Source organism: Arcicella sp. GW458-12-2-14-TSB2 (assembly GCF_059423785.1).
This window is the reverse complement of record NZ_JBWKYN010000008.1, coordinates 1-26,171: the sequence shown is the minus strand read 5'-3', so window position 1 is coordinate 26,171 and position 26,171 is coordinate 1. Positions and strand designations below refer to the sequence as shown.

Annotated in this window: 20 protein-coding genes; 2 read left to right on the top strand and 18 right to left on the bottom strand. The window is 35.7% G+C overall.

Features of this window, described 5'->3' with window-relative positions; genetic code table 11:
• Positions 1-165: 165 nt before the first annotated feature.
• From AC07XN_RS02070 to kduD, 15 genes are all read right to left on the bottom strand, one after another.
• Entirely contained in the window at positions 166-801 is a 636-nt protein-coding gene (locus tag AC07XN_RS02070; RefSeq protein ID WP_309918584.1) for a peroxiredoxin, read from the bottom strand.
• 302 nt (positions 802-1,103) lie between these two features.
• Complete coding sequence (gene hslV, locus AC07XN_RS02065; protein WP_323248371.1) at positions 1,104-1,643, bottom strand: ATP-dependent protease subunit HslV; 540 nt, start codon at positions 1,641-1,643, stop codon at positions 1,104-1,106.
• Positions 1,644-1,657: 14 nt separating this feature from the next.
• Entirely contained in the window at positions 1,658-3,403 is a 1,746-nt protein-coding gene (locus tag AC07XN_RS02060) for a M14 family metallopeptidase (RefSeq protein WP_494741866.1), read from the bottom strand.
• A gap of 53 nt (positions 3,404-3,456) precedes the next feature.
• The gene (locus AC07XN_RS02055) at positions 3,457-5,106 is read right to left on the bottom strand and encodes a M14 family metallopeptidase (RefSeq protein ID WP_494741865.1); all 1,650 of its coding nucleotides are present in this window, start codon (positions 5,104-5,106) and stop codon (positions 3,457-3,459) included.
• 227 nt (positions 5,107-5,333) lie between these two features.
• Entirely contained in the window at positions 5,334-6,614 is a 1,281-nt protein-coding gene (locus AC07XN_RS02050) for an MFS transporter (protein ID WP_494741864.1), read from the bottom strand.
• Between the two features lie 40 nt (positions 6,615-6,654).
• The gene (locus tag AC07XN_RS02045; protein ID WP_309918569.1) at positions 6,655-7,329 is read right to left on the bottom strand and encodes a bifunctional 4-hydroxy-2-oxoglutarate aldolase/2-dehydro-3-deoxy-phosphogluconate aldolase; all 675 of its coding nucleotides are present in this window, start codon (positions 7,327-7,329) and stop codon (positions 6,655-6,657) included.
• A gap of 108 nt (positions 7,330-7,437) precedes the next feature.
• On the bottom strand, positions 7,438-8,451 hold the full coding sequence (fbp, locus tag AC07XN_RS02040; protein WP_309918566.1) for a class 1 fructose-bisphosphatase: 1,014 nt from the start codon (positions 8,449-8,451) through the stop codon (positions 7,438-7,440).
• A gap of 85 nt (positions 8,452-8,536) precedes the next feature.
• Positions 8,537-9,565: a PfkB family carbohydrate kinase gene (locus AC07XN_RS02035; protein WP_309918564.1), complete on the bottom strand. Its 1,029-nt coding sequence runs from the start codon at positions 9,563-9,565 to the stop codon at positions 8,537-8,539.
• Positions 9,566-9,657: 92 nt separating this feature from the next.
• A complete protein-coding gene (gene uxaC / locus AC07XN_RS02030) occupies positions 9,658-11,067 on the bottom strand; it encodes a glucuronate isomerase (RefSeq protein ID WP_494741863.1) in 1,410 nt (469 codons plus the stop codon).
• Positions 11,068-11,164: 97 nt separating this feature from the next.
• Entirely contained in the window at positions 11,165-12,817 is a 1,653-nt protein-coding gene (locus AC07XN_RS02025; protein ID WP_309918559.1) for a UxaA family hydrolase, read from the bottom strand.
• Positions 12,818-12,891: 74 nt separating this feature from the next.
• Positions 12,892-14,418, bottom strand: coding sequence for a tagaturonate reductase (locus AC07XN_RS02020; RefSeq protein WP_494741862.1), 1,527 nt, complete (start codon positions 14,416-14,418; stop codon positions 12,892-12,894).
• Positions 14,419-14,793: 375 nt separating this feature from the next.
• Positions 14,794-15,135 carry a cupin domain-containing protein gene (locus tag AC07XN_RS02015; protein ID WP_494741861.1) on the bottom strand — a complete coding sequence of 114 codons (342 nt, stop codon included), beginning with the start codon at positions 15,133-15,135 and terminating at the stop codon, positions 14,794-14,796.
• Between the two features lies 1 nt (position 15,136).
• On the bottom strand, positions 15,137-17,473 hold the full coding sequence (locus AC07XN_RS02010) for a glycosyl hydrolase family 28 protein (RefSeq protein ID WP_494741860.1): 2,337 nt from the start codon (positions 17,471-17,473) through the stop codon (positions 15,137-15,139).
• Between the two features lie 294 nt (positions 17,474-17,767).
• Positions 17,768-18,598: a 5-dehydro-4-deoxy-D-glucuronate isomerase gene (gene kduI, locus AC07XN_RS02005; RefSeq protein WP_309918548.1), complete on the bottom strand. Its 831-nt coding sequence runs from the start codon at positions 18,596-18,598 to the stop codon at positions 17,768-17,770.
• Between the two features lie 45 nt (positions 18,599-18,643).
• Positions 18,644-19,414 (bottom strand): 2-dehydro-3-deoxy-D-gluconate 5-dehydrogenase KduD, encoded by a 771-nt coding sequence (gene kduD, locus AC07XN_RS02000; protein WP_494741859.1) that lies wholly within the window; start codon positions 19,412-19,414, stop codon positions 18,644-18,646.
• Positions 19,415-19,687: 273 nt separating this feature from the next.
• Here kduD and AC07XN_RS01995 point away from each other — a divergent pair, with 273 nt between their 5' ends.
• Complete coding sequence (locus tag AC07XN_RS01995; RefSeq protein ID WP_494741858.1) at positions 19,688-20,713, top strand: LacI family DNA-binding transcriptional regulator; 1,026 nt, start codon at positions 19,688-19,690, stop codon at positions 20,711-20,713.
• A gap of 161 nt (positions 20,714-20,874) precedes the next feature.
• Here AC07XN_RS01995 and AC07XN_RS01990 read toward each other — a convergent pair whose 3' ends face one another.
• Complete coding sequence (locus AC07XN_RS01990; protein WP_494741857.1) at positions 20,875-21,900, bottom strand: zinc-binding alcohol dehydrogenase family protein; 1,026 nt, start codon at positions 21,898-21,900, stop codon at positions 20,875-20,877.
• Positions 21,901-22,015: 115 nt separating this feature from the next.
• Entirely contained in the window at positions 22,016-23,257 is a 1,242-nt protein-coding gene (gene fucP, locus AC07XN_RS01985; RefSeq protein WP_494741856.1) for an L-fucose:H+ symporter permease, read from the bottom strand.
• Positions 23,258-23,632: 375 nt separating this feature from the next.
• Here fucP and AC07XN_RS01980 point away from each other — a divergent pair, with 375 nt between their 5' ends.
• On the top strand, positions 23,633-24,373 hold the full coding sequence (locus AC07XN_RS01980; RefSeq protein WP_309924416.1) for a tyrosine-protein phosphatase: 741 nt from the start codon (positions 23,633-23,635) through the stop codon (positions 24,371-24,373).
• Between the two features lie 105 nt (positions 24,374-24,478).
• Here AC07XN_RS01980 and AC07XN_RS01975 read toward each other — a convergent pair whose 3' ends face one another.
• Complete coding sequence (locus AC07XN_RS01975) at positions 24,479-25,870, bottom strand: undecaprenyl-phosphate glucose phosphotransferase (RefSeq protein ID WP_309924414.1); 1,392 nt, start codon at positions 25,868-25,870, stop codon at positions 24,479-24,481.
• Positions 25,871-26,171 lie beyond the last annotated feature (301 nt).

The following is a 26,171-nucleotide window of genomic DNA, read 5'->3' as shown; positions in this document are numbered from 1 at the left end:
GAGCAATAGTATAGAAACAAGTACAATCCTGACAAATCGAGGGAGTAATCGGAAGCGCTTTTTGAGTAGTTTTAAAGAATTCATATTACAAAAATACAAAAAGGCAAGAAAGATATTTCATCTTCTTGCCTTTTCTATGCAATGATTTACAAAATCATTGAACGATTATTTATTTGGCTGAGGCGTTGTTCTCAAATAAGGCTTCACAATAGTAAAACCTTTAGGGAATTTTGCCGCTGCATCTTCAGTTTTTACTGCTGGTGTAATGATAACATCTTCACCATCTTTCCAGTCTGCTGGAGTAGCTACTTGGTAATTAGCCGTTAATTGTAGCGAGTCGATTACTCTTAACAATTCTTGGAAATTACGTCCTGTAGAAGCAGGATACGTTAATGTCAACTTGATTTTTTTATCTGGCCCAATGATAAATACCGAACGAACTGTCGCTTTTTCAGAAGCATTGGGGTGAATCATATCATATAACGTAGCAACGTTACGGTCTGAATCAGCAATGATTGGGAAATTCACTTTCACACCATTTACTTCTTCAATATCTGGCACCCATTTATTATGTGAGTCTAAATCATCTACTGAAACAGCGATTACTTTAACTCCTTTTTTCTCAAATTCACCTTTCAATAAAGCCGTTTTTCCTAATTCAGTTGTACAAACTGGTGTAAAGTCAGCAGGGTGGCTAAAAAGTAAAGCCCATGAGTCACCAATCCATTCATGAAAATTAATTGTTCCTTGAGTTGTTTCCGCTGTAAAGTCGGGTGCAATATCTCCTAATCTTAATGACATAGTTTTATTCAATTTAAAGTTTTCTAAATACTTACTCTATTGGAATACAAGATTAATAAAAAAAAGGTTTCAAGATACAGGTTAATTGATTTTTTTTATGGCTGTTTTATATGCTGTAGGCAATAGGCTTTCGGATGTTTGATATCGTCGAAAAATGAATCAGCGTAAATCAGCGTATCCAATCAGCGAAAATCTGCGGGTTAAAAACGTTATTTTACCCGCAGATTTATGGAGATTTAATTCGCTGATTTTGCAGCTTTTTTAAAGTCGCAAACAAAAGCCTATTGCTTACAGCCAAAAGCCTAAACTGGCTTCTCAATAATAAAATTATGATTTGTATAGATACAAATGTCAGCAGCGATAGTTAAGCCTTCGCGAACGATTTCCTCCGCACTTAAATGAGCCGCATGTTTACGCATTGCCAAAGCAGCCGAGAGTGCATAATTACTACCAGAACCAATGGCAGCAATCCCATTCTCAGGTTCTAATACATCGCCAGTACCTGAAATAATCAAAGTTTCTTCTTTATTGGCAACAATCATCATGGCTTCTAGTTTCCGTAAATAGCGGTCAGTACGCCAATCTTTGGCTAATTCTATACTTGCACGCTTCATATTGCCACCATAAGCATTTAGTTTTTCTTCAAAACGCTCTAGTAATGTAAAAGCATCAGCCGTTGAACCTGCAAAACCTGTTACAATTTTTCCATCCAACATTTTTCTGATTTTGCGCACATGATTTTTGGCAACGGTATTTCCCATTGTCGCTTGTCCGTCTGCACCAATTGCTACTTCGCCATTATGCACCACCGCCAGAACGGTTGTAGATCTAATTTTTTCCATTTTAGGTAATCATTTTATAAGGTCTTAGACACAAGTCCACCTTTCTTACTATCGATTTCAACCGTAAATTTATTACTTTTACCTTTAACAATCCAACGTACTTTTACAGTACCCATTCCCGGAATGCTCGGAACCGATATCGTCTGTGGATTATTTAGCTGTTCTTTCGCAAGATTAGTATCTTCGTTTTCAACAATCATTCCAGCCACAACAGTTGCATCTTTTAACGTAATAAAATCAGGACGTTCAATTTTATACTTTATATCGTGTGCCGAATGCGTTGGAATTACTTTCTCGTTGACAATAATAGCCGTTACTTCTGTTAAACCACCAGCCAACGCTTTTTGCTTAATTTCTAATACATCCAGTTTAGGCATTTGCGAAGCATGCAAAATAGTAAAGGCCATATTTCGATGAGCGTCTTCTTCCAATAAGAAACCTGGGTGTGCCCTTACATAGTTTTTCTTTGAACCCCCAATTTCTATATCGCCATACTGTGGGTGTTTAAAAGGTTTCCAAGCTACGTAGGCATCTCCAAATAGCATCAGACGACTAAATTCTTCAAATTCATTATTTTGAAAACGTCCTTCCTCACCTACTTTATTGAACAATTTATAAGAAGTCATCAATTCAGTTGAGAACGTAAAAATACCTCTTCCCAAAGCAAACCAATCAATCTCACCCCCATAAACCGTGTATAAATCTTTATAAATGACAAAATACTTATAGCCTGGATTCATTTTCTCGCCGATTTTCCCAAAGTAATCATACACCGAAGCATCCTGAGTGGTATAAAAGGGAGCATCTTCTTCAGCACCAGGCCCACGCAAAAACATCCCTCCATTGTTATGATAGCTCTGTGCACCTGCAATGTTTGGATGATTCATGATAAAGTTTTTGATACTTTGCGTTTCTGGTAAAGTACCCGGATAGAACAATGCCCCACGTTGAACATAATCAGGTTGCCAGTTCCAAGCCCAGTCACGGTTAGGGTCATAATATCCCAATACATCTTCGTTAATTAAACCATCTCCATCATTATCAATGCCTTCATAACCTAGCATTTCATAATCGCCTTTTTCATCTGCTTTTACAGGAACCATTCTTTGCGGATTTTCTGGGTCTACTTTCCAACGACCTGTTGCCGAACGTCTTCTCATCATTACAATGTTTCCGTCGCCGTCTAAATCATCATATTTATCCTCATCGGCTTGTCCGTCGCCATCATCATCCATCGCCATCATCCCCGACCGTGGCGAATTGGCATTATTAGGATTTTTCAAGAAATCCTCACGGGCATCAGGATTAATAGTCGGCGTAATATAGAATACTTTGTCTTGTAATAGCTGTTTGATAAATGCTACATTTGCAAAATTTTCAACCAAATACCAAGCTGTATACATGGCCACTTCGGTACCTTGAATTTCATTCGAGTGAATATTGCCATCAATATAAAAACCCGGTTTACGGCTTACATTACCAGTTTTAGTATCACTAATCGTTAGTACCCACATGTCTCTGCCTTGAAAAGACTTACCCATCGATTCTACTTTTACTAAATCTGGATATGCCTTGGCTAAATCCTGACAAAACTTAGTAATCATCGCATAGTCATTGTAATGATTCCAAGCCATTTTTACTTTTGGGTTCGCTGGCGAGCCAATTGCTCTTAAACCAGTTAGGTCGTCATTTTGAATTTTTTCTTGTGAAAAAGCACTAAACGAGCAGGTTAAAAGGACTAAAAAGATATATTTTTTCATTGGATTTGATTCAAATTAATAGTTAACATCTATCAGCTTTAATATTCATTTGGTTATTTTAAGCTAACATTTACAGTTTTTACGCCTGTGGTTGGGCAACCAGCTTCAATATTTACTGAGCCATTACCACTGATTAACCAAGAATATTCTTGGGTTTCACCTGCTCCTAAAGCACTTCTTAGATTTATTTTCTTCCCTGAAACGATGGCTTGATTTCCTGTTAGTTTCAATTCTGTTTTTACTTTTTGCACCCAACGAACTTTGTCACCTATTTCTGCATAAGTTGGTAATAAACCTGTATTGATTACTTTAATAGTTACCCTAGATAATCCTGTTGAAACAGCCTCAGCATTTACATCTACAATTTGTATTTCTGGCATTTGCATTGCCAAAGCTGTTACAAACTTTACGTGTTTATTAGCAGATTCTGTCAGGAAACTTACAGGTGGATTCAGCTTTGCATAAGGTGCAATCCCTCCCACTTCTACATTTTTGTTAGCAAAGTCAGGATGTTTTATCGACTGCCAATTCACAAATACGTCCGTTAATTTTTGTGCATCTGCCCATTTTAAATATTTTACATCCTCATTATCCGAAGTTTTGCTAGGAGTAGCTACTTCTTTTTTAGTACTATCTTTGGGAGCTTGTATTTTAGGTGCCCACCATCCCGGACTTGTAAAACTAAATCTACCTACATGGAAATAAGCAGTTTGTGACAAGTTACCTTTGGTCTGTGGCAAAACAGGAGCATCTTTCAAGCCTGTTTGAGTATTGTATAATTTACTAATTTGTTCGCCTACAGTAGCATCTTTTTCTAATATTCCAGTAATGATTCTTTTGGCAGTTTTGCTTCTGTCAAATTTTGGAGCTTCAGTTAAGTTGTTAGCAGGGCCAAAAGTCAATACTGCAAAAACATTAGTGGCTTTGTACAAGAAACTCAATAAAGTTTTGGTTTCTGATTCTGATGCAGCAAAATCGCCAGAGCCAGCCGTAAAAATTGGATAGTCGTAGGTCATATTTTTATCAATGTTTACTCCTCCTACACCATCTTCATTAAATGTACCGTCTTTATCATTATCCGTGCCTTCTGTTAGTAATAAATACTTCCCTTTTTCTCCTTTGGCTGGGTCTGCTTTTATCAATACTCTTGGGTCTTCTTTACTTACAATAAAAGTCCCCGTTGGGTCTTCTACACGAATCTGAGTGATGATACCATCACCATTCAAATCTTCAAAAGGGTCTTCATTCAAATAGCCATCTCGGTCATCATCTGTTTGTGTATCATTCCCTCCTCTTTCAAATTTCGTTTTCGCAAAAAATTGCTCCTGAGCGTCAGGGTTTACACTCGGGATAAAGTAAAACGTTTTTGTATCTAACAATTTCGCTATTGAGTCTCCGCTTGCGTTAGCTAATTTTTCGGCCATTTGTATGGCTAGTTCTGTTCCTGCCAAGTGCGTACCATCTACACCCGCAACAATAGCGATTGCTGGTTTAGTCGAGGTGTTTCCTTTTCCAATGGTTAAAGCCCAAATGTCTCGATTGCCTTTGCTTTTACCAATTGATTGAATAGTAACGCTAGAGGAAAACTTTGAACTTAATGCTTTGAGTCTAGAAGAAAGCTGTGTATGATTTTGGTAAGTGTTTTGGGCCATAGTCCATAATGAAACCGACAATAAACCCGATAAGAGAAATAGTTTTTTCATATTTAGTTATGAAGTTTGTTTGAAATGTAATTTAATGCAAAATACTTCTTTGTATTGACTTTTGCTATTTCCTAAAACTAGATTAGATATATAGCCCTACTTTGCTGTTGTAAGGATAAAAACAGCAGATGAAGCAATATCGGGAAAATGGAAATGCGATAAAACAAAACAGGTATCACATTAGCTGCGATACCTGTAAACACTCTACTATTATCCAATTTAATATTTTAAATGACTACGGGTTCATTTCTTGGTGTAAACAAATGCATAATTCCCCATGCTAATAGGTATGCACAGCCACACATGATAAAAATAATGTTATAACCAGCAGTGATATTTCCTTGCGCCTTATATGTATCAAGCAATTGTCCAACAATCATTGGGAATAAAATTCCCCCTACTGACCCTGCCATTCCCCCTAAACCAACAACTGAACTTACAGCTTTTTTAGGAAACATATCAGATGCCGTCGTGAAAATGTTAGCACTCCAAGCTTGGTGAGCCGCCGCCGCTAAACTAATTAACACTACTGCCTGCCAAATGTTTGAACAATATTGTGCAAAAACAATAGGAATTACTGCAATGGCAAAGCTCAACATCGCAGCTTTACGTGCTTTAAATACTGGCCAGCCTTTCTTGATTAAATATCCTGATATATAACCTCCACCAATACTTCCGATGGTAGTGGCTGTATACACAACGATTAATTCTAAACTTGGCTTTTTTAAATCTAATTTAAACGTTTCTGAGAAATAAGATGGCAACCAGTAAAGAAAAAACCACCAGATTGGGTCAGTAAGCATTTTTCCGAAGATAAAACCCCATGTTTGACGAATCCCCAACAAAGTAATCCATTTTACGGGTTTTTCTTGTGAAGTATCTGGTTCGTTATCAGATTGAATATACAACAATTCTTCTTTCGAAAGTTTTTTCTGTCTAACTGGAATTTCATAGCCAATCCACCAGAAAATCAACCAAATAAAACCTACGCCACCAGTAACGATAAACGCTACTTGCCATCCAAAACTTGCTAATATAAAAGGAACCATTATTGGTGCTACGACTGCCCCAATATTTGCACCCGAGTTAAAAATACCTGTTGCTAAAGCTCTTTCTTTTTTAGGGAACCATTCTGCTACACTTTTAATAGCAGCAGGAAAGTTTCCACCTTCTCCTAACCCTAATAAAGAACGAAACATTCCAAAACCGAGGGTACTTCCAGCAAAAGCAGTTAATACACCCGCTGTACTCCACCAAGCTACTGCAATAGCATACCCTAATTTCGTGCCAATCTTATCGATAACTCCTCCAAAAATCATTAATCCTACTGCATACGCAGCCTGAAATGCCATTACTAAATTACTGTAATCACTTTCAGCCCAATTAAATTCTTTTTCTAATGTTGGTTTTAATAAGGCAATTACTTGTCTATCAAGGTAACTGATTGTGGTGGCAAAAAAAAGCAATGCTACTACTCTCCAACGATACTTCCCTAGGGTGTTTTCCATGAATGTTAAAAAAATTGAGGTAAGCTAATTTAGTGAATTTTTATTTTTTTGATTTCAAGCCTTCAACATATTTCATCAAAGATTCAACAGTATGCGTCAATTCGTCAAATTTGGCACTAGCTAATAAACTAGCTGGAAACAATTGTGACCCCATTCCCACGGCTGTAACACCCGCTGAAAACCACTGTTTTAAACTATCTTCAGTAGGTTCTACTCCACCTGTTACCATTACTTTTACATTGGGCATTGGCCCTTTCATTGATTTTACAAAACCAGGCCCCACTACATTCCCAGGAAAAATCTTCACAATTTCAGCACCTAACTGTGTTGCTGTGTAAATCTCATTTAAAGTAGCTGCACCAGGAAACCAAGCGATATTACTTGCCTGACAAAATGCACCAACTTCTGGCGTAATTACTGGTTGTACGACAAAATCAGCCCCTGCATCAATAAAAACTTTGGCTTGTTCAACCGTAAAAATTGTGCCAATCCCTAATGCCATTTCTGGGCAGTTTTCACGAATAAATGGATATATTGCCTTAAAAACATCTAAAGCTTTTGTTCCACGATTAGTAAACTCAAAAGCACGCATACCACCATCGTAACATGCTTTGATGACATTCTGAGTTAACTCAATTTCTTCATGATAAAATACTGGCACCACTGGGAAATCAGCTAGTAATTGATTTAATACTTTGGGTTGAAAAAAAGCCATACTTGTTTATATTTTTAAGATTTTTTGGACTAATTGATTATCGAAATATGTTTAAAACTATTCAAACATTAAAACTTACTCAATCATCATTTAAAATTCATACTTTTTCTACGAAAACTGATTTTCAGTCGCTTTAGTACATTCTTCAATGTCTTCTACCATGCTCGACGAACCAATGTATAAAGGCGAGCGTTGGTGAAGATTTTGAGGCTGTATTTCTAAAATTCTTTGCTTTCCATCAGATGCTTTCCCACCAGCTTGTTCAATAATAAAAGCCAAGGGTAAACATTCATAAAGTAACCTTAATTTTCCGTCAGGGTTATGACGTGTTGGTGGGTACAAATATACTCCACCTTTTAAAAGATTTCTATGAAAATCTCCGACTAATGACCCAATATATCTGCCTGAATATCTTTTTTGCTTACATTCATTCAAATACTCTTGAATACATTCTGGAAAGTCATAGAAGTTTCCTTCATTACAAGAAAAAATAGTACCGCTTTGGTTTACCTGCATCTGTGGGTGAGATAAGAAATACTCTCCTAAAGAATTATCATAAGTAAAGCCATTCACACCCTTGCCTGTAGTATATACTAAAATTGTTGAAGAACCATATAAAATATACCCTGCCGCTACTTGTTCATCACCTCTTTGAATACAATCCTTCATAGAAGGGACTGACCCAATAGGCGTTTTTCTACGAAAAATTGAAAAAATTGTACCAATTGACACGTTAGAATCAATATTTGATGAACCATCCAGCGGGTCAATAGCGATAACATACTTCGCATGATTATTTCCCGTCAGAATAATTTCAGGTTCTTCCTCAGAAATGATGGCACAAACTTCTCCTCCATTTTTAAGTGCTCTTAAAAAACGTATATCTGCAATGACATCCAATTTTTGCTGAGCTTCCCCTTGTACATTTTGTGAACCTAACAGCCCTGTTACATCAGCCAATCCGGCACGATTGATTTCACGATTCAGAATTTTACTTGCCAAAGCAATATCCCTCAATAACTGCGATAATTCTCCCGAAGCAAATTGAAATGCCTCTTGATTCCGCATAATGAACCGATCTAAAGTAATACCAACAGGTAAAGCTAAGTTTTCATTTTTCATAAAAGCCAATATTAATTGTTAAACAAATAGGTTATATCAAGAGATGCAAGCTTGTTATTTTAAATAACACTCGACAACTTAATAACTAAAGATAATTTTCAAGAATCAGCTTTACTGCTTCCACTTTTTGTTGAGTAGCATCGCCATACTCTTGGAGTTTCCCATAAGCAGCAGCAGCGGCAAAATTGATTACTTCTTGAGGCTCATGTTTTTGAGATAAGCCATAGATTAATCCACCCATAAAACAATCTCCACTTCCTATTTTATCTACTACTGTATCAGCAAAAAATACGGGTGATTGATATTGATTTCCCTCTGTAAAAAGAGTAGTATAATACTCAATGCCTGTTTTTTGATGATCAAATCTATACGTATTGGCTACAAATTTGCACTTAGGAAACTTCGCTTGAATAGCTTCAGAAGTTGCTTTCCCATGTGCAGGATAATCATAATCAGCCTGTTTTTCAAGGCTTGTTAATAACAAAGGGTCAATATCTATTCCTAATAAGGTATTCGCCGCCCAAAGATTACCCATAATTACATCACAATATTGTGCTAATTCAGGCATTATTTCTGTTGGCTTTTTGCCATATTTCCATAGTTTTGAGCGGTAATTCAAATCTACAGAAATAGTAATGTTCATCTCTGAAGCTACTTTTAATACTTCTAAGCAAACATCTGCTGCATCTTGATTGAGGGCTGGACTAATGGCACTAAAATGAAACCAAGACACATCCTTCAACACTTCTTTCCAATCTACCTGACCCACTTTTAATACTGAAAACGACGAATATGCTCTGTCATAAATTACGCCAGCATTTTTCAAGTCAGCTCCTTGTGGTAAATAATATGTCCCGATTCTTTCTCCAGACGTATTAATGACCGAAGTATCAATTCCTTTATCGGCTATATATTTTTTTATATCGTTTGCTAAAGAATTTTCAGGTAGTGCTGTGAAATAGCTAGTATTAATTCCCCAGTTAGCTATAGCAGTAGCGACATTCAATTCTGCCCCACCTACAAACACAGGCATTGAAGCATTTTGTATCCAAACTCCATCAGCTTTTGGTGAAAGACGCAATAACAATTCTCCGAAACAACAAACTTTATTCATGATTTATCAGCTATGAGCTTTAAGCAATAAGCTATGAGATTTTTTATGATACAAAAGCTCAGTGCTTATTGCTTAAAGCCTACTTCTATTTATTAAAATTTAAAATAATCCTTGGCATTATTGTAACAGATATTCTGAACCATCTTTCCGATCCATTCTATATCGTTTGGTAATTCGCCATTTTCAATTTCATTCCCTAATAAATTACAAAGAATTCTACGGAAATATTCATGACGTGGGAATGACAAGAAACTTCTTGAATCCGTTAACATTCCTACAAAGCGACTCAATAAGCCCATGTTAGACAGTGCATTCATTTGTCTTTCCATGCCATCTTTTTGGTCTAGGAACCACCAACCTGAACCAAACTGAATCTTACCTGCTACAGAACCGTCATTGAAGTTACCAATCATGGTTGCCATCAATTCGTTATCACGTGGATTAAGGTTGTAAATAATAGTTTGTGCCAATTGGTCATATTCATCTAAGCGACCTAAGAACTTAGACAAAGAAGCCGCCTGAGAAAAATCTCCGATTGAATCCCAACCAGTATCTGGCCCTAACAAACGCATTGCTCTTGAATTATTATTTCTCAACGCTCCCAAGTGGAACTGTTGTGTCCAACCTAATCCATGATAAATTACTCCTAAGCTGTGTAAAATCGCCGATTTGAACAACAAAGCCTCGTCAGCGCTGATACTTTGTCCAGCTATTGTTTTCTGGAAAACTTTATTGGCATCTTCTTCGGTGAAATCTACTGCATAAATTTGCTCTAAACCATGGTCGGCTAACCTTCCACCCATTGAAGCAAAGAATTCTGCGCGTGTTTTTAATGCCGCAACTAAAGCCGAGAATGTACTAATTTCTACATTAACCAGTGTGCCTAATTTTTCAATAAATGAAGCATAATTAGGATTATCAATTAAAATAAATCTATCTGGACGGAACGTAGGCAATACTTTAGTATCCAGTGTTCCTTCAGTTTTAATCGCTTGGTGATATTCTAATGAATCTAATGGGTCGTCTGTAGTACAGGCAACTTTTACATTCATTTTTGACAACAATCCTCTTACTGAATATTCAGGTGATTGTAGTTTTTCAGAACATTCATCAAAAATTTTACGTGCCGAAGCTGGATTTAAAATTTCGTGAACGTCAAAATATCGCTGTAATTCTAGGTGAGTCCAGTGATACAATGGATTTCTCATTGTATAAGGTACTGTCTCTGCCCATTTTTCAAACTTCTCATAGTCAGACTTATCGCCCGTGCAATAGCTTTCGTTGATACCATTCGCACGCATCGCACGCCATTTGTAATGGTCGCCATACAACCAGATTTGTGTTAAATTGTCAAAGCTCTTATTGTTCGCAATTTGGTCTGGTGGTAAGTGATTATGGTAATCAATAATTGGCATCTCTTTAGCAAACTCATGGTACAGTTTACTAGCAGTTGCAGTTTGTAAAAGGAAATCTTCGTCTAAGAATGTTTTCGTGTACAGCATTTTGTTAAAAATTTTGATTTGGTATTGAGAATTTAAATAAGCGAGGATTGATGTTAAAAGATATTGAAAATCAATCCTCGATACTCAATTTTCAATCCTATAAAGATACTCCACGTTTCCAAGGAATAAAATCATCTTGTCCATTTCTAACGGCACAAACTTCTATTTCTCCACTAGCTACCTTGATTGCGTAGTTCAAAATACGTTCTCCCGCTTCTTCTATCGTTTCGTCACCTTCGATAATTGTTCCAGTGTTGATGTCGATAATATCCGACATCTTTTCGTACAATTTCGTATTCGTTGCAATTTTAACAACTGGTGCAATAGGGTTTCCTGTTGGTGTTCCTAAGCCCGTAGTGAATAAAACAAGATTAGCACCCGATGCTACCTCAGCAGTTGTCGACTCAACATCATTACCCGGTGTACATAAAAGATTTAAACCTGCTTTTTTTACTGGTTCTGGATAATCTAATACCGCAGTCACTGGCGAAGTACCTCCTTTTTTAGCAGCTCCAGCAGACTTGATAGCATCAGTAATTAAACCATCTTTGATGTTCCCTGGTGATGGGTTCATATCAAAGCCAGACCCTACAGCCTTCGCACGGTCGTTATAAGTATTTACTAAATAGCTGAACAATTTAGCATCTTCAGGATTCAAACAACGGTCTGTTAATTCTTGCTCAACACCACATAATTCTGGGAATTCAGCTAAAATAACCGAACCTCCCAAGCCTATTAATAAATCAGACGTATAGCCAATAGCAGGGTTGGCAGAAATACCAGAGAAACCGTCGGATCCTCCACATTCTAACCCAATACACAATTTGCTTAATGGTGCTGGCTGACGTGTATTTTGGTTTGCTTGAATTAACCCTACAAAAGTTTGTTTCAATGCCAACGCCATCAAGTCAGATTCCGTACCAATATTTTGTTGCTCTAGAATATAGAGTGGTTTTTTGAAGTCAGCATCACGTTTAGCGATTTCTTCTTGTAAGATACTAGCTTGTGCATTCTGACATCCTAAACTCAATACGGTTGCTCCTGCGCAGTTAGGGTGTGTAATATAACCTGCTAATAATCCACAAAGTGCTTGGGCATCTTGACGTGTACCTCCGCAACCACCATCATGCAATAAGAACTTTACGCCATCTACATTTGGGAAAAGCTTTTGTTTTGAATCTTTCTCTCCTTGCGCTTGTAAATCAGCTTGTAAAATTTCTTCAACAGTTTTACCCGCTTTGTACAACGCTATCAAATCATGCGTTTGATTTTGGTAATCATGCGTACGAGCATACCCTAAATCGTCCACTAAAGCTTCACGAAGTACTTCGATATTACGATTCTCACAAAATACCAATGGAATTACTAACCAATAATTAGCCGTACCTACGCTACCATCTGGGCGGTGATATCCATTGAATGTTTTACCTTCAAAAGCCGCTAACGACGGTGCTTGCCATTCTGCATGGTTTTCGCGCAATTCAAATGAATCTACCGCATGCTTCACATTGAAAATATTGATACTACCTCCTTTCAGAATTGGAGATTGAGCCTTTCCTACTAATACGTTATACATTCTAATTTCGGCTCCTACTTCAAAATCCTCAGTAGCAAATTTGTGTTTAGCTGCAATATCTTCAGTCAGGGTATAAGTCTGGCCATCCAACTCCACAGTTTGACCTTTCGATAAATCTGTTAAAGCGACAATCACATTGTCGTTAGGATGAATTTTTAAAACGTTTCTTTTCACGATGAATATTTGATGATTGGTTAAAGTATTAATTCTTTGAGTTCACACAGAGTATTTTGAACTTAAAAGTAAGACTAAGCCTTACTATACTCAACCAATTCACCTTTATTAAGGTATGTTTTTAAAGAAGTATTCATTGTTTTTTCAATCATTTGATTCAAAAATGCTGTAACACTTTCTGCAAAGCCTGCAATATTTGTTAAATCTGTTTCCCAAAGGTTTTTATCATTCAATACTGATATTACCAATTCATCGCTTGATAATTTAGCCCATTTTGCAAAGAAATAATCAGCCTTATCATCTTGAATCTGGTAATATTCGTCTTCATGAATACCATAATATTTACCATTTTCTTCTTTGACGGCCTTCATAAACAATAAATATGCCGCAAAACCAAAAGCAATATATTCTGGAACACATTGATAAATTTTGTAATAATTCAACAACGTTGGAATATTTCGCATCTTCATTTTAGACGTGTATTGTACCGTAATACTCAACCACTGATGGTCTAGATTAGGATTACGGAAACGATCTATGACTTGCATGCCAAAACGTTGAGCTACTTTTTCATCTACTTTATAAGGAATCCCTAATCCTATTTCTGCCAACATTAAATTATTGATAAAAGCAGACATTACTTCATCTTGCATAGCTTCTTTTACTGTTTTAAAGCCTGCTAAAAATGCTAAACCACAACTAAGTGTATGTGTACCATTGAGCAAACGTAATTTTAATTCACGATACAAATCGATGTTGGGTTCAATAATTACGCCTTCATCTGCTTGATGAAACGATAGGATATTTTTAACTTTTTGATTTCCCTCAATAGCCCACAAACGATATACTTCTGATACGATTAATAAATCGTCCTGATACCCTAATTCTGCTTCAATACTTGCTTTGACAGCAGGGCTTGGTTTACCTGGTACAATTCTATCTACTAATGAATTACAAAACGTTACTGACGATTCTAGCCAATCAATAAACTCAGATTCAAGGGCATTACGATGTGCTAACTCGAAAATGATTCCTTCTAGTTTTTTTCCATTGTCAGGTATCAATTCCGTCGGAACAATCACCATTCCGTGTTCTTTACTGCCTTCAAAAGCCTTAAACCTAGCATAAAGAAAGGCTAATACTTTACCCGGAAATGAAATTGGAGGAGACTGCTTAATGTCGTCCTGTACCAATTGAATACCTACTTCTGTCGTATTAGAAGTAATTATCTGCAAATCTGGATTTTTAGCACATTCCAAAATAGCATCCCATTCAGTTTTAGCTGATAATACACGACTAATGGCTGATGAAATAGTATTCTTTTCAAAAACATTTCCTTGTTGAATGCCTCTTTCACAAATAGTATAAAGGTTATCTTGGCGGTCAAAAGCTTCGGCATCACCTCCGTCGGTTGACTTTACCACTACAATTCTACCATTAAAAATTCCTTGCTGATTAGCTTTATTGATAAAGTAATCTGGCAAGCCTCTTAACAGTACGCCCGTTCCAAACTGTAATACCTTTTCAGGTAAATTAAACAAAGATTCAGGAAGTGCTACATTGCCTTTACTGAGGTTTATTTGATTTTGAGAAGTATTCATTATGTTAGAAATCTTTAATAGAGAAAAGTAGTTGGGTAGCAAACTTTACAACCCAACCATTTTATGTATATTAATAATGCTTGATTCTTTTTTTGGTTTTAAGACTTTAGGATTTTTTAGACTTTAGGACTAAAGGATTTTAGACTAAAAGACGTTAGACGCTAGACTTTTGTTTCTTTGACTTAAAGATTTATGACTTTAGGACTAGATGACATTAGACTGTAAACTTTCGTTCTTTTGACTTTAGGATGTTTGGACTTTAAGACTAAAAGATATTAGACTAAAAGATTTATGCATGAAGGAATTTTAGTCTTAGAAAAACAATCACTAAATCACCATTCACTAAATCACTAACTACCTAAAATCACTAACTATCTATACAAAGTCTTCACGCATGGGTGAAAAGACATCTATTAATTCACCTGCTTCTAAACAGACTGCTCCGTGCAGTATATCTGATGGTACAAAGTAAACATCGCCTGTCTTTAATATTTTTTTGTCCTCACCGATGGTTATTTCAAAAGCACCTGCTGAAACATAACTAATCTGTAAATGGGGATGTGAGTGAATCGCTCCTACGCCTCCTTGTTCAAAAGCCACTTTCACCAACATAATGTCATCATTATATGACATTACTTTTCTTTTGATTCCTCCGCCGAGTTCTTCCCAAGCTACCTGTTCATCAGACACCAAGGTTAATTCTTTTACTGATAGCATATTATTTTTTATTACTGTAAATGTTTTTAGATACTTTTTTTCCAAACTCTACTTCTTTCTTAGCTTTTGAAACATCAGTATTCAGTAATTTAACACCTTGCGTTCGCTCTCCAGTAATTTTCAATAGCACCTCAGCATTTCCATAGCGAATATCGTCAAGAGTTACGTTTTTACTGTTCTGTACCTGCATGGTCGTTTTATCTTTTGTTATCAAAGTAACATTTTTCAACGAAATATTTTCTGCTTCAATACAAAGTAAACCTGTATTTGCTTGAAATACTGCATTTTCAATTAAAATATTTTTAACGCTCATCTCTGGTAAACCTCTTACTTTTATTGCTGTTTCGGCACCCAAGCAATTAATATTTCTTACATAAAAATCTTTAAATTGTGGCGTAGCTTCTGTCAAAGGTTTAGCTTCCATCTGTGGCAATTCATCAGAATCTCCATTCAGAGAAACAGGGTCTTTTCCTGCATAATACATATCAAATAATACTGCTTCGCCTGCTATATCTGTCATTTGTACGTTGTTGACATATATTTTTTCAACTACCCCTCCTCTACCTCTTGCTGTTTTAAAACGTAAGCCTACGTCTGTACCTAGAAATGTACAATTAGATACATACATATTTTTCACCCCTCCAGACATCTCTGAGCCAATTACAAATCCTCCATGCGCATGATATACTTTACAATCTTTGATGATAAAGTTTTCGGTCGGTATGCCTCTTTTTCTACCTTGTTCATCTCTGCCCGATTTAATTGTAATACCGTCATCACCCGTATCAAAAGTACAATTTTCCATGATACCATTTCTACAAGATTCTAAATCTACACCATCGCTATTTTGAGCATACCAGTAGTTTTTAACGTCTACATTTCTCATCGTAATATGGTCGCTAAGTAATGGATGGAGCGTCCATGCAGGTGAATTTTGGAAATGTAATCCCTCTAATAAGATGAACTTGCAACGTGTTAAACTCACCATATTTGGTCTTAAAAAGCCTTTAATTACCTCATAATCCTTGGCTGTTTTTCCGTTAGACAATTTACTTCCTCCTTCTAACAAAGCCCCTTGTTTTGACTGTTCATTGGGATACCATGTATTTTTAGCGTCATCTAAAACACCACCAGATTTCACCAATTTATTCCATTGTGCCTCTGTTTGCTTACTTTTTTTAATGGCTCTCCATGCATCTCCTCCGCCATCTATTACACCATCACCCGTTAAGGCTATATCTATTAAATCAACCCCTGAAATTGGTGCTTGACAACGGTAAGCTTCTTCACCTTCCCACGTTGTTGCAATAATTGGGTAGTCATTTATATTTCTACTAAATTGTAATACTGCGCCTTTAGCAACATTCAGATTTACGTTCGATTTCATGGTAATAGGCCCTGTTAACCACAGGCCACTTGGAATCAAAACAGTACCACCTCCCGACTCTGAGCAAGTCTGAATCGCTTGGTTTATTGCTACAGTATTTACGGTAATTCCGTCAGACTTTGCACCATAACGGATAATATTAAACGTATCCTTTTTAAATACTGGCGTATAGTACTTTGGTAATTCAAATTCATACTTCTCTTGAAACTCTGACTTCTTTAAAGAACTCTTTAATTCAGCCCCTGATTCAAGAATTCCTTCCGCTACTAAACTCGCCATTACCGATGCACCATATTTTGAAAAATGGGTATCGTCTGCTATTCCTTTGGGATGTTTAGCATAAAATCCCTCTGTATAGTGCATGAATAATTTCTTCGAACCTTCTATTCCATGTTGTTCAATTACTGCTTTACTTTTGGCATGAAGGTCAATCAATGCCACACTTAATTCTTTTGCTACAGCTTTTACAACCGCAGGATACTCTCCATGCTGGTCTACAAACTGTCCGTTAGTATCAAACTTTCTACGCATCACGGGTGTAATCAAAATAGGATTAGCACCTTTTGCTCTAGTTTCGTTAACAAATTTGATAAGGTTATTTCTGTAAGTAGTTTGGGGTGCTGCATAACGAGTACTGTCAGCAATCTTTTGGTCATTATGCCCAAACTGAATTAATACCCAATCTCCTTTTTTTAATTGTTTTGTTACAGCCTCCCAACGTTTTTCGTTAATAAAGCTTTTGGTACTTCTACCATTTACAGCATGATTTTGTACTTGGACTGTCTCAGTTAAATAATTATGTAATATCATTCCCCAACCCGTTTCAGGACTATCAACTGGTGGTTTATCAGCACAGGTAGAGTCACCAATGAGGAAAACCGTCATTTTCTCATCCGTACTTTTAAAAGCCGTAAGAACAACACATAATATGAGACAAAGTATTTTTTTCATTGTAAATAGAGATTGATAAGTAATTGAGTTGTGAATTGTGAGTGATGAGTTTTAAGTTGTCGCCAATGCAATTTAAAACCCTGATGCATAGCACTTTAATCCACACGCTAATTTCGTTTATTTTACTTAGCCTACCCAAGGCTTAATAACGCCATGTTATTTTCTCTCTATCATATAATTTAAGCAAGGCTTTCATTTATCGTAAACAACTGATAATTAGAAACTTGAACCGCTAATCACCAATCACTATTTACTAATCACTACTTAAATTATATGACAGAGAGATAGAAAATATTATCGTAAAGAAGGAATCTCTACAAAATCCATATCGGTAAACAATTGGTTTTCACCAGCCATTGCCCATATAAATGAATAATTCGCTGTCCCACAACCTGAGTGAACTGACCAAGGTGGTGAAATAATCGCTTGATGATTCGATACAAACAAATGGCGAGTTTCCTGTGGTTGACCCATCAAATGTAAAACCGCTTGGTTCTGAGGAATATCAAAATAACAATATACTTCCATTCTACGGTCATGCGTATGGGCAGGCATTGTATTCCAAACACTACCATTTGCTAACACCGTAAGGCCCATCACCAATTGACAGCTACGAATACCGTCCAAGTGAATGTATTTATAAATCGTTCTTTCATTAGAAGTTTGGTTGCTTCCCAAATTTACTGGTGAAGCCTCTTCTTTTTTCATCAAACGAGTAGGATACGAATGGTGTGCTGGTGATGAAATCAAAAAGTATTGTGCTGGATTAGTTGCATCGATACTTTCAAAAGACGCCGTTTTAACACCTTTTCCTAAATACAAACAGTCTAATTTATTAATCAAGAATACTTCACCATCAGCGGTAATTTTACCATCACCCCCAACATTGATAATTCCTAGTTCTCTTCTTTCTAAAAAATAATCACTTTTCAGTGCATCATAGTTTGGCAAAGCAACTACAGCATTTACAGGCATTACTCCGCCTGTAATTACTCTATCATAATGTGTATAAGTTAGATTTACTTGGTTAGCCTCGAACAATTTTTCGATTAAAAAATTAGCTCTCAAACTTTCCGTATTCATACTAGCCACTTCTTTGGGGCTACTTTCGTATCTACTTTCCATGTTATTAAAACTTATTAATTGAATAATATAATTGTAAAAGGATGCTTATCTTCCCATCCAGCCACCATCTACTACCACGATCGTTCCGTTTACATAAGCACCTGCTTCTGAAGCTAAGAAAACTACTGGACCTTTAAAGTCTGTTGGTTCGCCCCAACGTCCTGCTGGAATACGGTCTAGGATTGATTTACTTCTTTCTGGGTCAGCTCTTAACGCAGCAGTATTGTCTGTAGCGATATAACCTGGAGCAATAGCATTTACATTTACCCCTTTTGAAGCCCACTCGTTAGCCAAAGCTTTCACAACGCTAGCGATAGCTCCTTTTGAAGCCGCATAGCTTGGTACATTGATACCACCTTGGAAACTTAATAAAGAAGCTGTAAATATAATTTTACCAGAACCCCTAGCTACCATATCTCTACCGAACTCGCGTGCTAAGATAAATTGAGCATCTAAGTTGATTGATAAAACTTTATCCCAATATTCGTCAGAGTGTTCTGCCGCTGGATTTCTCAAAATCATACCAGCATTATTAATCAAAATATCAACTTGTGGATGTTTAGCCTTCACTTCATTAATAAAAGCATAAAGGGTAGCTCTATCACTTAAATCTACATTATAACCAGTGAAATTTCTGCCAAAACTTCTCACTCCTTTTTCGATTTCACTATTTTCTGGTTCAAGGGTAAGGGCTGCACAAATGATGTCTGCTCCTGCTTCGGCTAAAGCCAATGCCATTCCCATTCCGATACCTCTGTCACAACCAGTAACTAAAGCCACTTTACCTTCTAAACTAAATAATGATGATAAACTCATAAGTTTTATTTTTTTAATTATTCCAAGATTTAAACTATTTGGCTAGAAAAACTATCCACCAAACCCAGAACAAACCTATGCTTTAAAAGTACAGCGTTCAAGTAAATATTTGAATATTTTTATGCAAACGTTATCGGGAACGTTCTCATTAATAATACTTTTTATACTTATTTAATACAATTTGAGATTTTTAATAGAATTTAGTAGTCTGCCCTATTTTTTAGCCATAAAAAAATTATACTTTTGTAATTGTACAAATCAAAGAACATAACATTGGAACTGATTACTATCAAAGATATTGCTAAAGCATTAAATTTATCTACTTCTACGGTCTCTAGGGCTTTGAGAGGAAGCTATGAAATTAATCCTGATACAAAAAAAATGGTCATTGAATATGCTGAGAAGTATAATTACAGACCAAACCCAATTGCCTTGAGTTTGAAAGAAAACAAAAGCAGGTCAATTGGCGTAATTGTTCCTGAAATAGATAATCCTTTTTTCTCGCAAGTAATCAATGGCATTGAAGCCATTTCGTATAATAGAGGTTACCATGTCGTTATTTTTCAAAGCCATGAGTCTTTTGAAAGAGAAAACATCAACCTCAAACACATCGCCTCACGCAGGGTAGATGGATTGTTAATTTCATTAGCTGGCGAAACCAATGATGTTTCTCTGTTAAAGGAACTTCATGAAAAAGGAATGCCCATCGTATTATTCGACAGGGTGTCTGATGAAATAAATACGCATAAAGTAATCTCTGATAATTTTGAAGGAGCTTTCACTGCTACCGAACACCTAATTCGTGGAGGAAGAAGGAGGATAGCGCATATTTCTGGCTCGCCTTATTTATCGATTACTAAAGAAAGAGTAAGAGGCTATATCGCAGCATTGAACAAATATGAAATTCCTGTAGATGAAGCCATGATTAAGTATTCTAATTATTCTTTAGAAAATATAGAAACATTCATTGATGAGCTTCTATCTGAAAAACATCCTCCAGATGGCATCCTAACAGTAAGTGATAGACTAGCTTTGGGTTGTTTGGCTACTTTGAAAAAGAAAAACATTACCATTCCCGAACAAATAGCCATGGTTGGTTTTACAAACCTCAAGGCTGCCTCTATGTTAGAGCCAGCCTTGACGACAGTAGTGCAACCATCCTTAGAAATGGGTCAACGTTCGGCTGAGTTATTGCTAGATTTAATTGAGCGAAAACCCTCAAGCATTCCTCAAACTTACCAAACCTTCAAACTATACACAGAATTGATTATTAGAGATTCATCCATTGTATCGGTATAGCTGTCGGGTATCGGTCATCGGGTGTCGGATTTCTGATTAAATTTTAGAAATTTAGCTCTCTGATTTCAGCTATTATTATATTCCCTTGAATTAGTTTTTTTGTAACTTAGTAAGTCAATATTAATCCGAAATCCGAAATCCGAAATCCGAAATCCGAAATCTTACACGCTTAACATTGCTTTAATCACCCTTGAACTCGGATCTAACCAAGATTCAAAGACATTCGGTAATTCTTCAAAAGGAGCTTCATGCGTAAGCCAAGCTTGTGTCTGAATATTTCCTTCTTCCATGTTTTTAATAATCATTTTAAAATCAGCAGGAAGAGAATTTCTACTAGCAAAAAGTGTCATTTCTCTACGATGGAAGTCTGGATCAAAGAAAGTAACATCTCCTTGAAATAACCCCACAAAAATCAATTTCCCACCAAAAGCTAAATAAGAAAAAGCTTTCATCATAGACTGTGAATTGCCCGTTGCATCAAAAATCACTGTTGGCAAAGCTCCATTTAATGCTGTTTTTAAATCATCCGCTGTAAATCCTTCTTTTGCCAGTACCGACACATCAGTATCAAACAATTGTTTGGCAAAATCAAGTCTTTGCTGGTTGAAATCCATCACCACAATCTTAGCTTGATGAAGTTTAGCAAACTGGATTACTGATAAACCAATCGGCCCTGCACCAATTACTAACACAATATCATTGCTAGTGACACTGGCTCTCTGCACAGCATGAGCCCCAATACCCAAGGTTTCTACGAGTGCTAATTGTTCGTATCCTAATACTTTTGAACGGTGTAGTTTATGCGCAGGAATCTTTAGAAACTCACACATTCCTCCATCCGTATGTACGCCCATTACCTTCAGGTTTTCACAACAATTAGGCTTTTCATTTAAACATGCCTGACAAGTACCGCAATTCAAATAAGGCTCAACAGAAACCTTATCGCCAATCTCCAATTGTTCAGTATCAACATTTTTTCCTAATGCAACCACTTCAGCACCCAACTCATGACCAAGTACTCGGGGATATGAAAAAAAAGGTTGTTTTCCTCTAAAAGCATGATAATCTGTACCGCAAATACCAATTTTATGAATTTTGATAAGCGCCTCGTTATCCGCCAACTTATCATCTATTTCCCTTGAGATTAACTGAAACTCACCAGGTTGATTTAGAATAATTGTTTTCACTACTTTCTATATATTTTAATTACGCTTGATTATAAATCATATTACCTAAAATGCATACAATATCTCCTTAACCTGTAAACAGATTAATGCTAACTCTCGCTTCATGCTAAGATAGTTAACTTGGGCTCTTAACTTCTGACCCTTTCCAACCGAAATAAAACACGACGAAAAAGCACACTAATGGTACAGAATATGCCACTTGGATACTCATCATGTCAGAAAGTCTACCCATAATTAACGGAAAAATAGCCCCTCCGACGATAGACATAATGACTAATGATGACCCTATTTTTGTTTCCTTGCCTAACGATTTAATACTTAGCGAGAAAATAGTAGGGAACATAATCGACATAAAGAATTCAACGCCAATTAAAGCGTATACTGATAACATTCCGCCATAAATAACTACTATTATCAAGAGCACAACATTGATTAAAGCATACAATGCCAAAAGAATATTAGGGCTAATATAACGCATCAGAAAAGTACCAATAAAGCGACCAATCATAAAACAAAATAAGGCAGCAGATAGAAAATTGGCAGCCGTTTTTTCATCAATATTAGCAGTTTTTCCTAAATAGCGAATAAAAAAACTAGACACGCATACCTGTGCACCTACATAGAAAAACTGTGCTGTTATTCCCCAAACTAGGTGTTTATGACGCATAATAGATTGGCTTCCTGTTGGCAATTCAATATCATGTCCTGCTTCAGTAATTTCAGGAAGCTCACTTTTATATAATAAAATTGCTACTACCAACACTACTACACCTATAATTAAATAAGGCATTTTTACAGTGGCAGCTTCTCCATCTAAAAAAGTACTCATTTGTGCAGCCGACATTGAGGCAGTTTCTGCACTAGTTAATGTATTTCCCGATAAAATAAATAATCCTCCTAACAAAGGAGCAATCGTGGCAGCCAGACCGTTAAATGATTGTGCCAGATTTAATCTTTGTGATGCACCTTCGGGTTCACCAAGTACTGTCATGTATGGATTGGCTGCCGTTTCTAAAAAAGTCAAGCCACTTGCTATCACAAACAGAGCCGTTAAGAAAAAAGCAAAAACGCGCGTATTAGCGGCGGGAATAAATAAGAAAGCACCTATTGCAAATAAAAGTAACCCAGCAATAATCCCAGTTTTATAGCCAAACTTCTTCATTACCATACCTGCTGGAATAGCCATAATAAAATATGCAATAAAAAAAGACCCATCAATTAATGAAGATTGAAAATCTGTAAGCTGACAAGCTTTCTTAAGGTGCGGAATTAATATTGGATTTAAGTTGTGTGCAAATCCCCAAAGGAAAAACAAAGTAGTCAATAAAATAAAAGGTACTAAATATCTGTTTTTCATAAATAAATATGTTAATAGTTTAAGATTAATACATGTATAATCGCATTAACAAGTAGAAAAAATCATAAACTACTCTCTTTTTTCAATAATAATTTGATAATACAAAGAAAAAACATTTACAAACATATAGCATTCACGTTATTATCAAAGATTTATGGTATTTTAGCATAAATGTTTAACTTACAGCTAAAATAAATATGTCATAAGCTCATTATGACACAGAAACGAAATTTATTTAAAACTTCAACAATATTATTAGAAGTTTTTAAACAATTAAAGGCCTTACAGAATAAGACTCTTCGCTCAAAATTTAAAACAAAAAAGCTTATAGCTTAATTATCTATGGCGCAAAGCTTATAGCTTAAATTAAAAGATATGTTTTCATTTTTTAAAAAATCACCAGATACTCCTAAAATAGTAGATTTTTCATTTATTGGTACAGATATTCATTCGCATCTCATACCGGGCATTGATGATGGATGTTCTAGTATTGAACACTCTATTACTTGTATTCAAAAATTAAAGGAATTAGGATTCTCTAAAATTATCACTACGCCACACATCATGGCTGAAGTATATCCTAATACCCCTGAAATCATCAATGAGGGATTAATTAGATTAAAAGCAGCCTTAGTGGAAGCGGGAATAGATATTGAGATAGAAGTTGGCGCAGAATACAAAATTGACGAACAATTTTCAACACTATTAGCCAATGATAATTTATTAACTTTCGGAGATAAATATTTATTAGTGGAGTTCTCTTTTGTAGCTGCTCCCATTAATTTAGAAACTATTATTTTCAACTTAAGAACAAAAGGCTATCGCCCAATTATTGCTCATCCAGAGCGATACTTATACTTAAGTGAAAATCTTGCTAAGTTTGAAGAATTGAAAGCATTAGGATGCCATTTGCAATTAAACTTGATGTCATTGGTCAATCAATATGGCCCTAAGGCAAACGAGATAGCCAATAAATTGTTGGATATGAATCTCTATGAGTTTATGGGTACTGATTTACACAGACCTGACGATGTAAGAATTCTGAACAAATTATTACAATCTAAAAGTATTCTTAGCAAACTTTCTAAATTAAGACACCTTAATGAGAAAGTTTAATGTTTGCTTGAACCATAAAGCATTCAGAATTTTAGTATCAAAAAAGGCAGTCAGAAAATAATTTCTGACTGCCTTTTTCGATTATTTTTGTACGAATGACTTTAATTAATAAGCCATTTCTTCGCCTCTGAACATATTGTAGACTGTCATAATCACTATTTTAAAATCAAGCCAAGGAGTCCAATTTTCGATATACCAAATATCAAATACAACTCTTTTTCGCATCAAACTAAAATCTTTTGTTTCACCTCTCAAGCCATTTACTTGCGCCCAACCAGTTACGCCAGGTTTTACCCAGTTACGGAGGGCATAATTATTAATAAGGGCTTGGCTTTCTATATTATGTTGTAAAGCATGCGGGCGTGGTCCAACCACTGACATTGACCCTCCGATTACATTTAAAAACTGAGGCAGTTCATCTAAATTGGTTTTACGTAATATTCTCCCAATTTTCGTAATTCTAGGGTCATTTTCAGTCGTTTGCTGAAACTTACCATCTACCACTACCTTACTTTCGATAAACATTGTCCTGAATTTCAAACAACGTATGATTTCTTTATTTTTACCCCATCTTTCCTGAATGAAGAAAATACTGCCTTTTGATTCTAGTCGTATAAGTAATGCAATAATTGGGAAAAGCCAAGAAAAGATTAATATACATAGTATTAAACTAAAAAAGAGATCTATTATTCTTTTAATCATCCTCCAGTGCAATTGATTCAAAGGTTCATCCCTTACTGTAATCATGGGAAAGTTCCCAAACATCCCCATCTTAAATTTATTAGAACTAAATCTAAAATAATCAGGAATGATTCTAGTTCTTACAGCATTTCTTTCACCTGCAGAAATGATTTTATCTAATTGTTGCTTATTAAACTGTGGCATGGCCACTACAATTTCATCAATCTGATTATCTACAATAATCTTATCTACTTCATCAAAATTTCCTTTATATAGCCCGTTTAAATATACAGATTTAGTTTCATCAATAAAACCGATAGGATTATAACCAAATTGAGTGTTATTCTTAACAAAATCAAAAAAAGAAACTCCCATCTCTGAACTACCTACAATCAAAAGATTACGTGTATTTCTTCCTTTTCTTCTCAGGAACTCAAAGGATTTTTTTAAGAGGTATTTCTTAATAGAGAGAAAAACAAAAAGCATTGCGCAATACTCTAGTACAAATCTACGGGCATTATCTCTATCGTTAAGGAAGAATAGAAATAGAATCAATACTAATGCTTGAATAGCAATGACAGGCACTAACAATAAGAACTCGTCAATAAATTTGAGGGTTCGAAAGTCATCATAAACATGGATTATTTTACTAGAAAAATACCAAACCAATACTAAAAGCACGAAAACCTCTCTATCGTGAATAGAATTATTACGATTACTGACAATTGAAGTCAAGTAAAATGAAAGCATTAATACTAAAATATCAGTAAGCAATCGTAAATAATAATTTTCTCTTCCAAAGTAGTCTTTCATCATAAGTTTATGTTTAATGTGCTATTTAACCGAATTACCTTGCTACAAATTTACAATCTATGTTGGATAGTCACAAAAAAATCTATTAAACGGTATATTTATAGTAGCTCTGTTTGAGCTACTTATTAATAAATAGCATTGACTTTTATTTTCAAGTTCAACTCTATTTTTTAACCCATTGAATATTAACTAATTAAGCAAATGTATTTCTTCGATATTAAATTTACGTTAGAACTACCTATTCACAAAATAAACAATACAATAAATTGAAATATTACAATAATATTTTATAAAAATAAAAGGC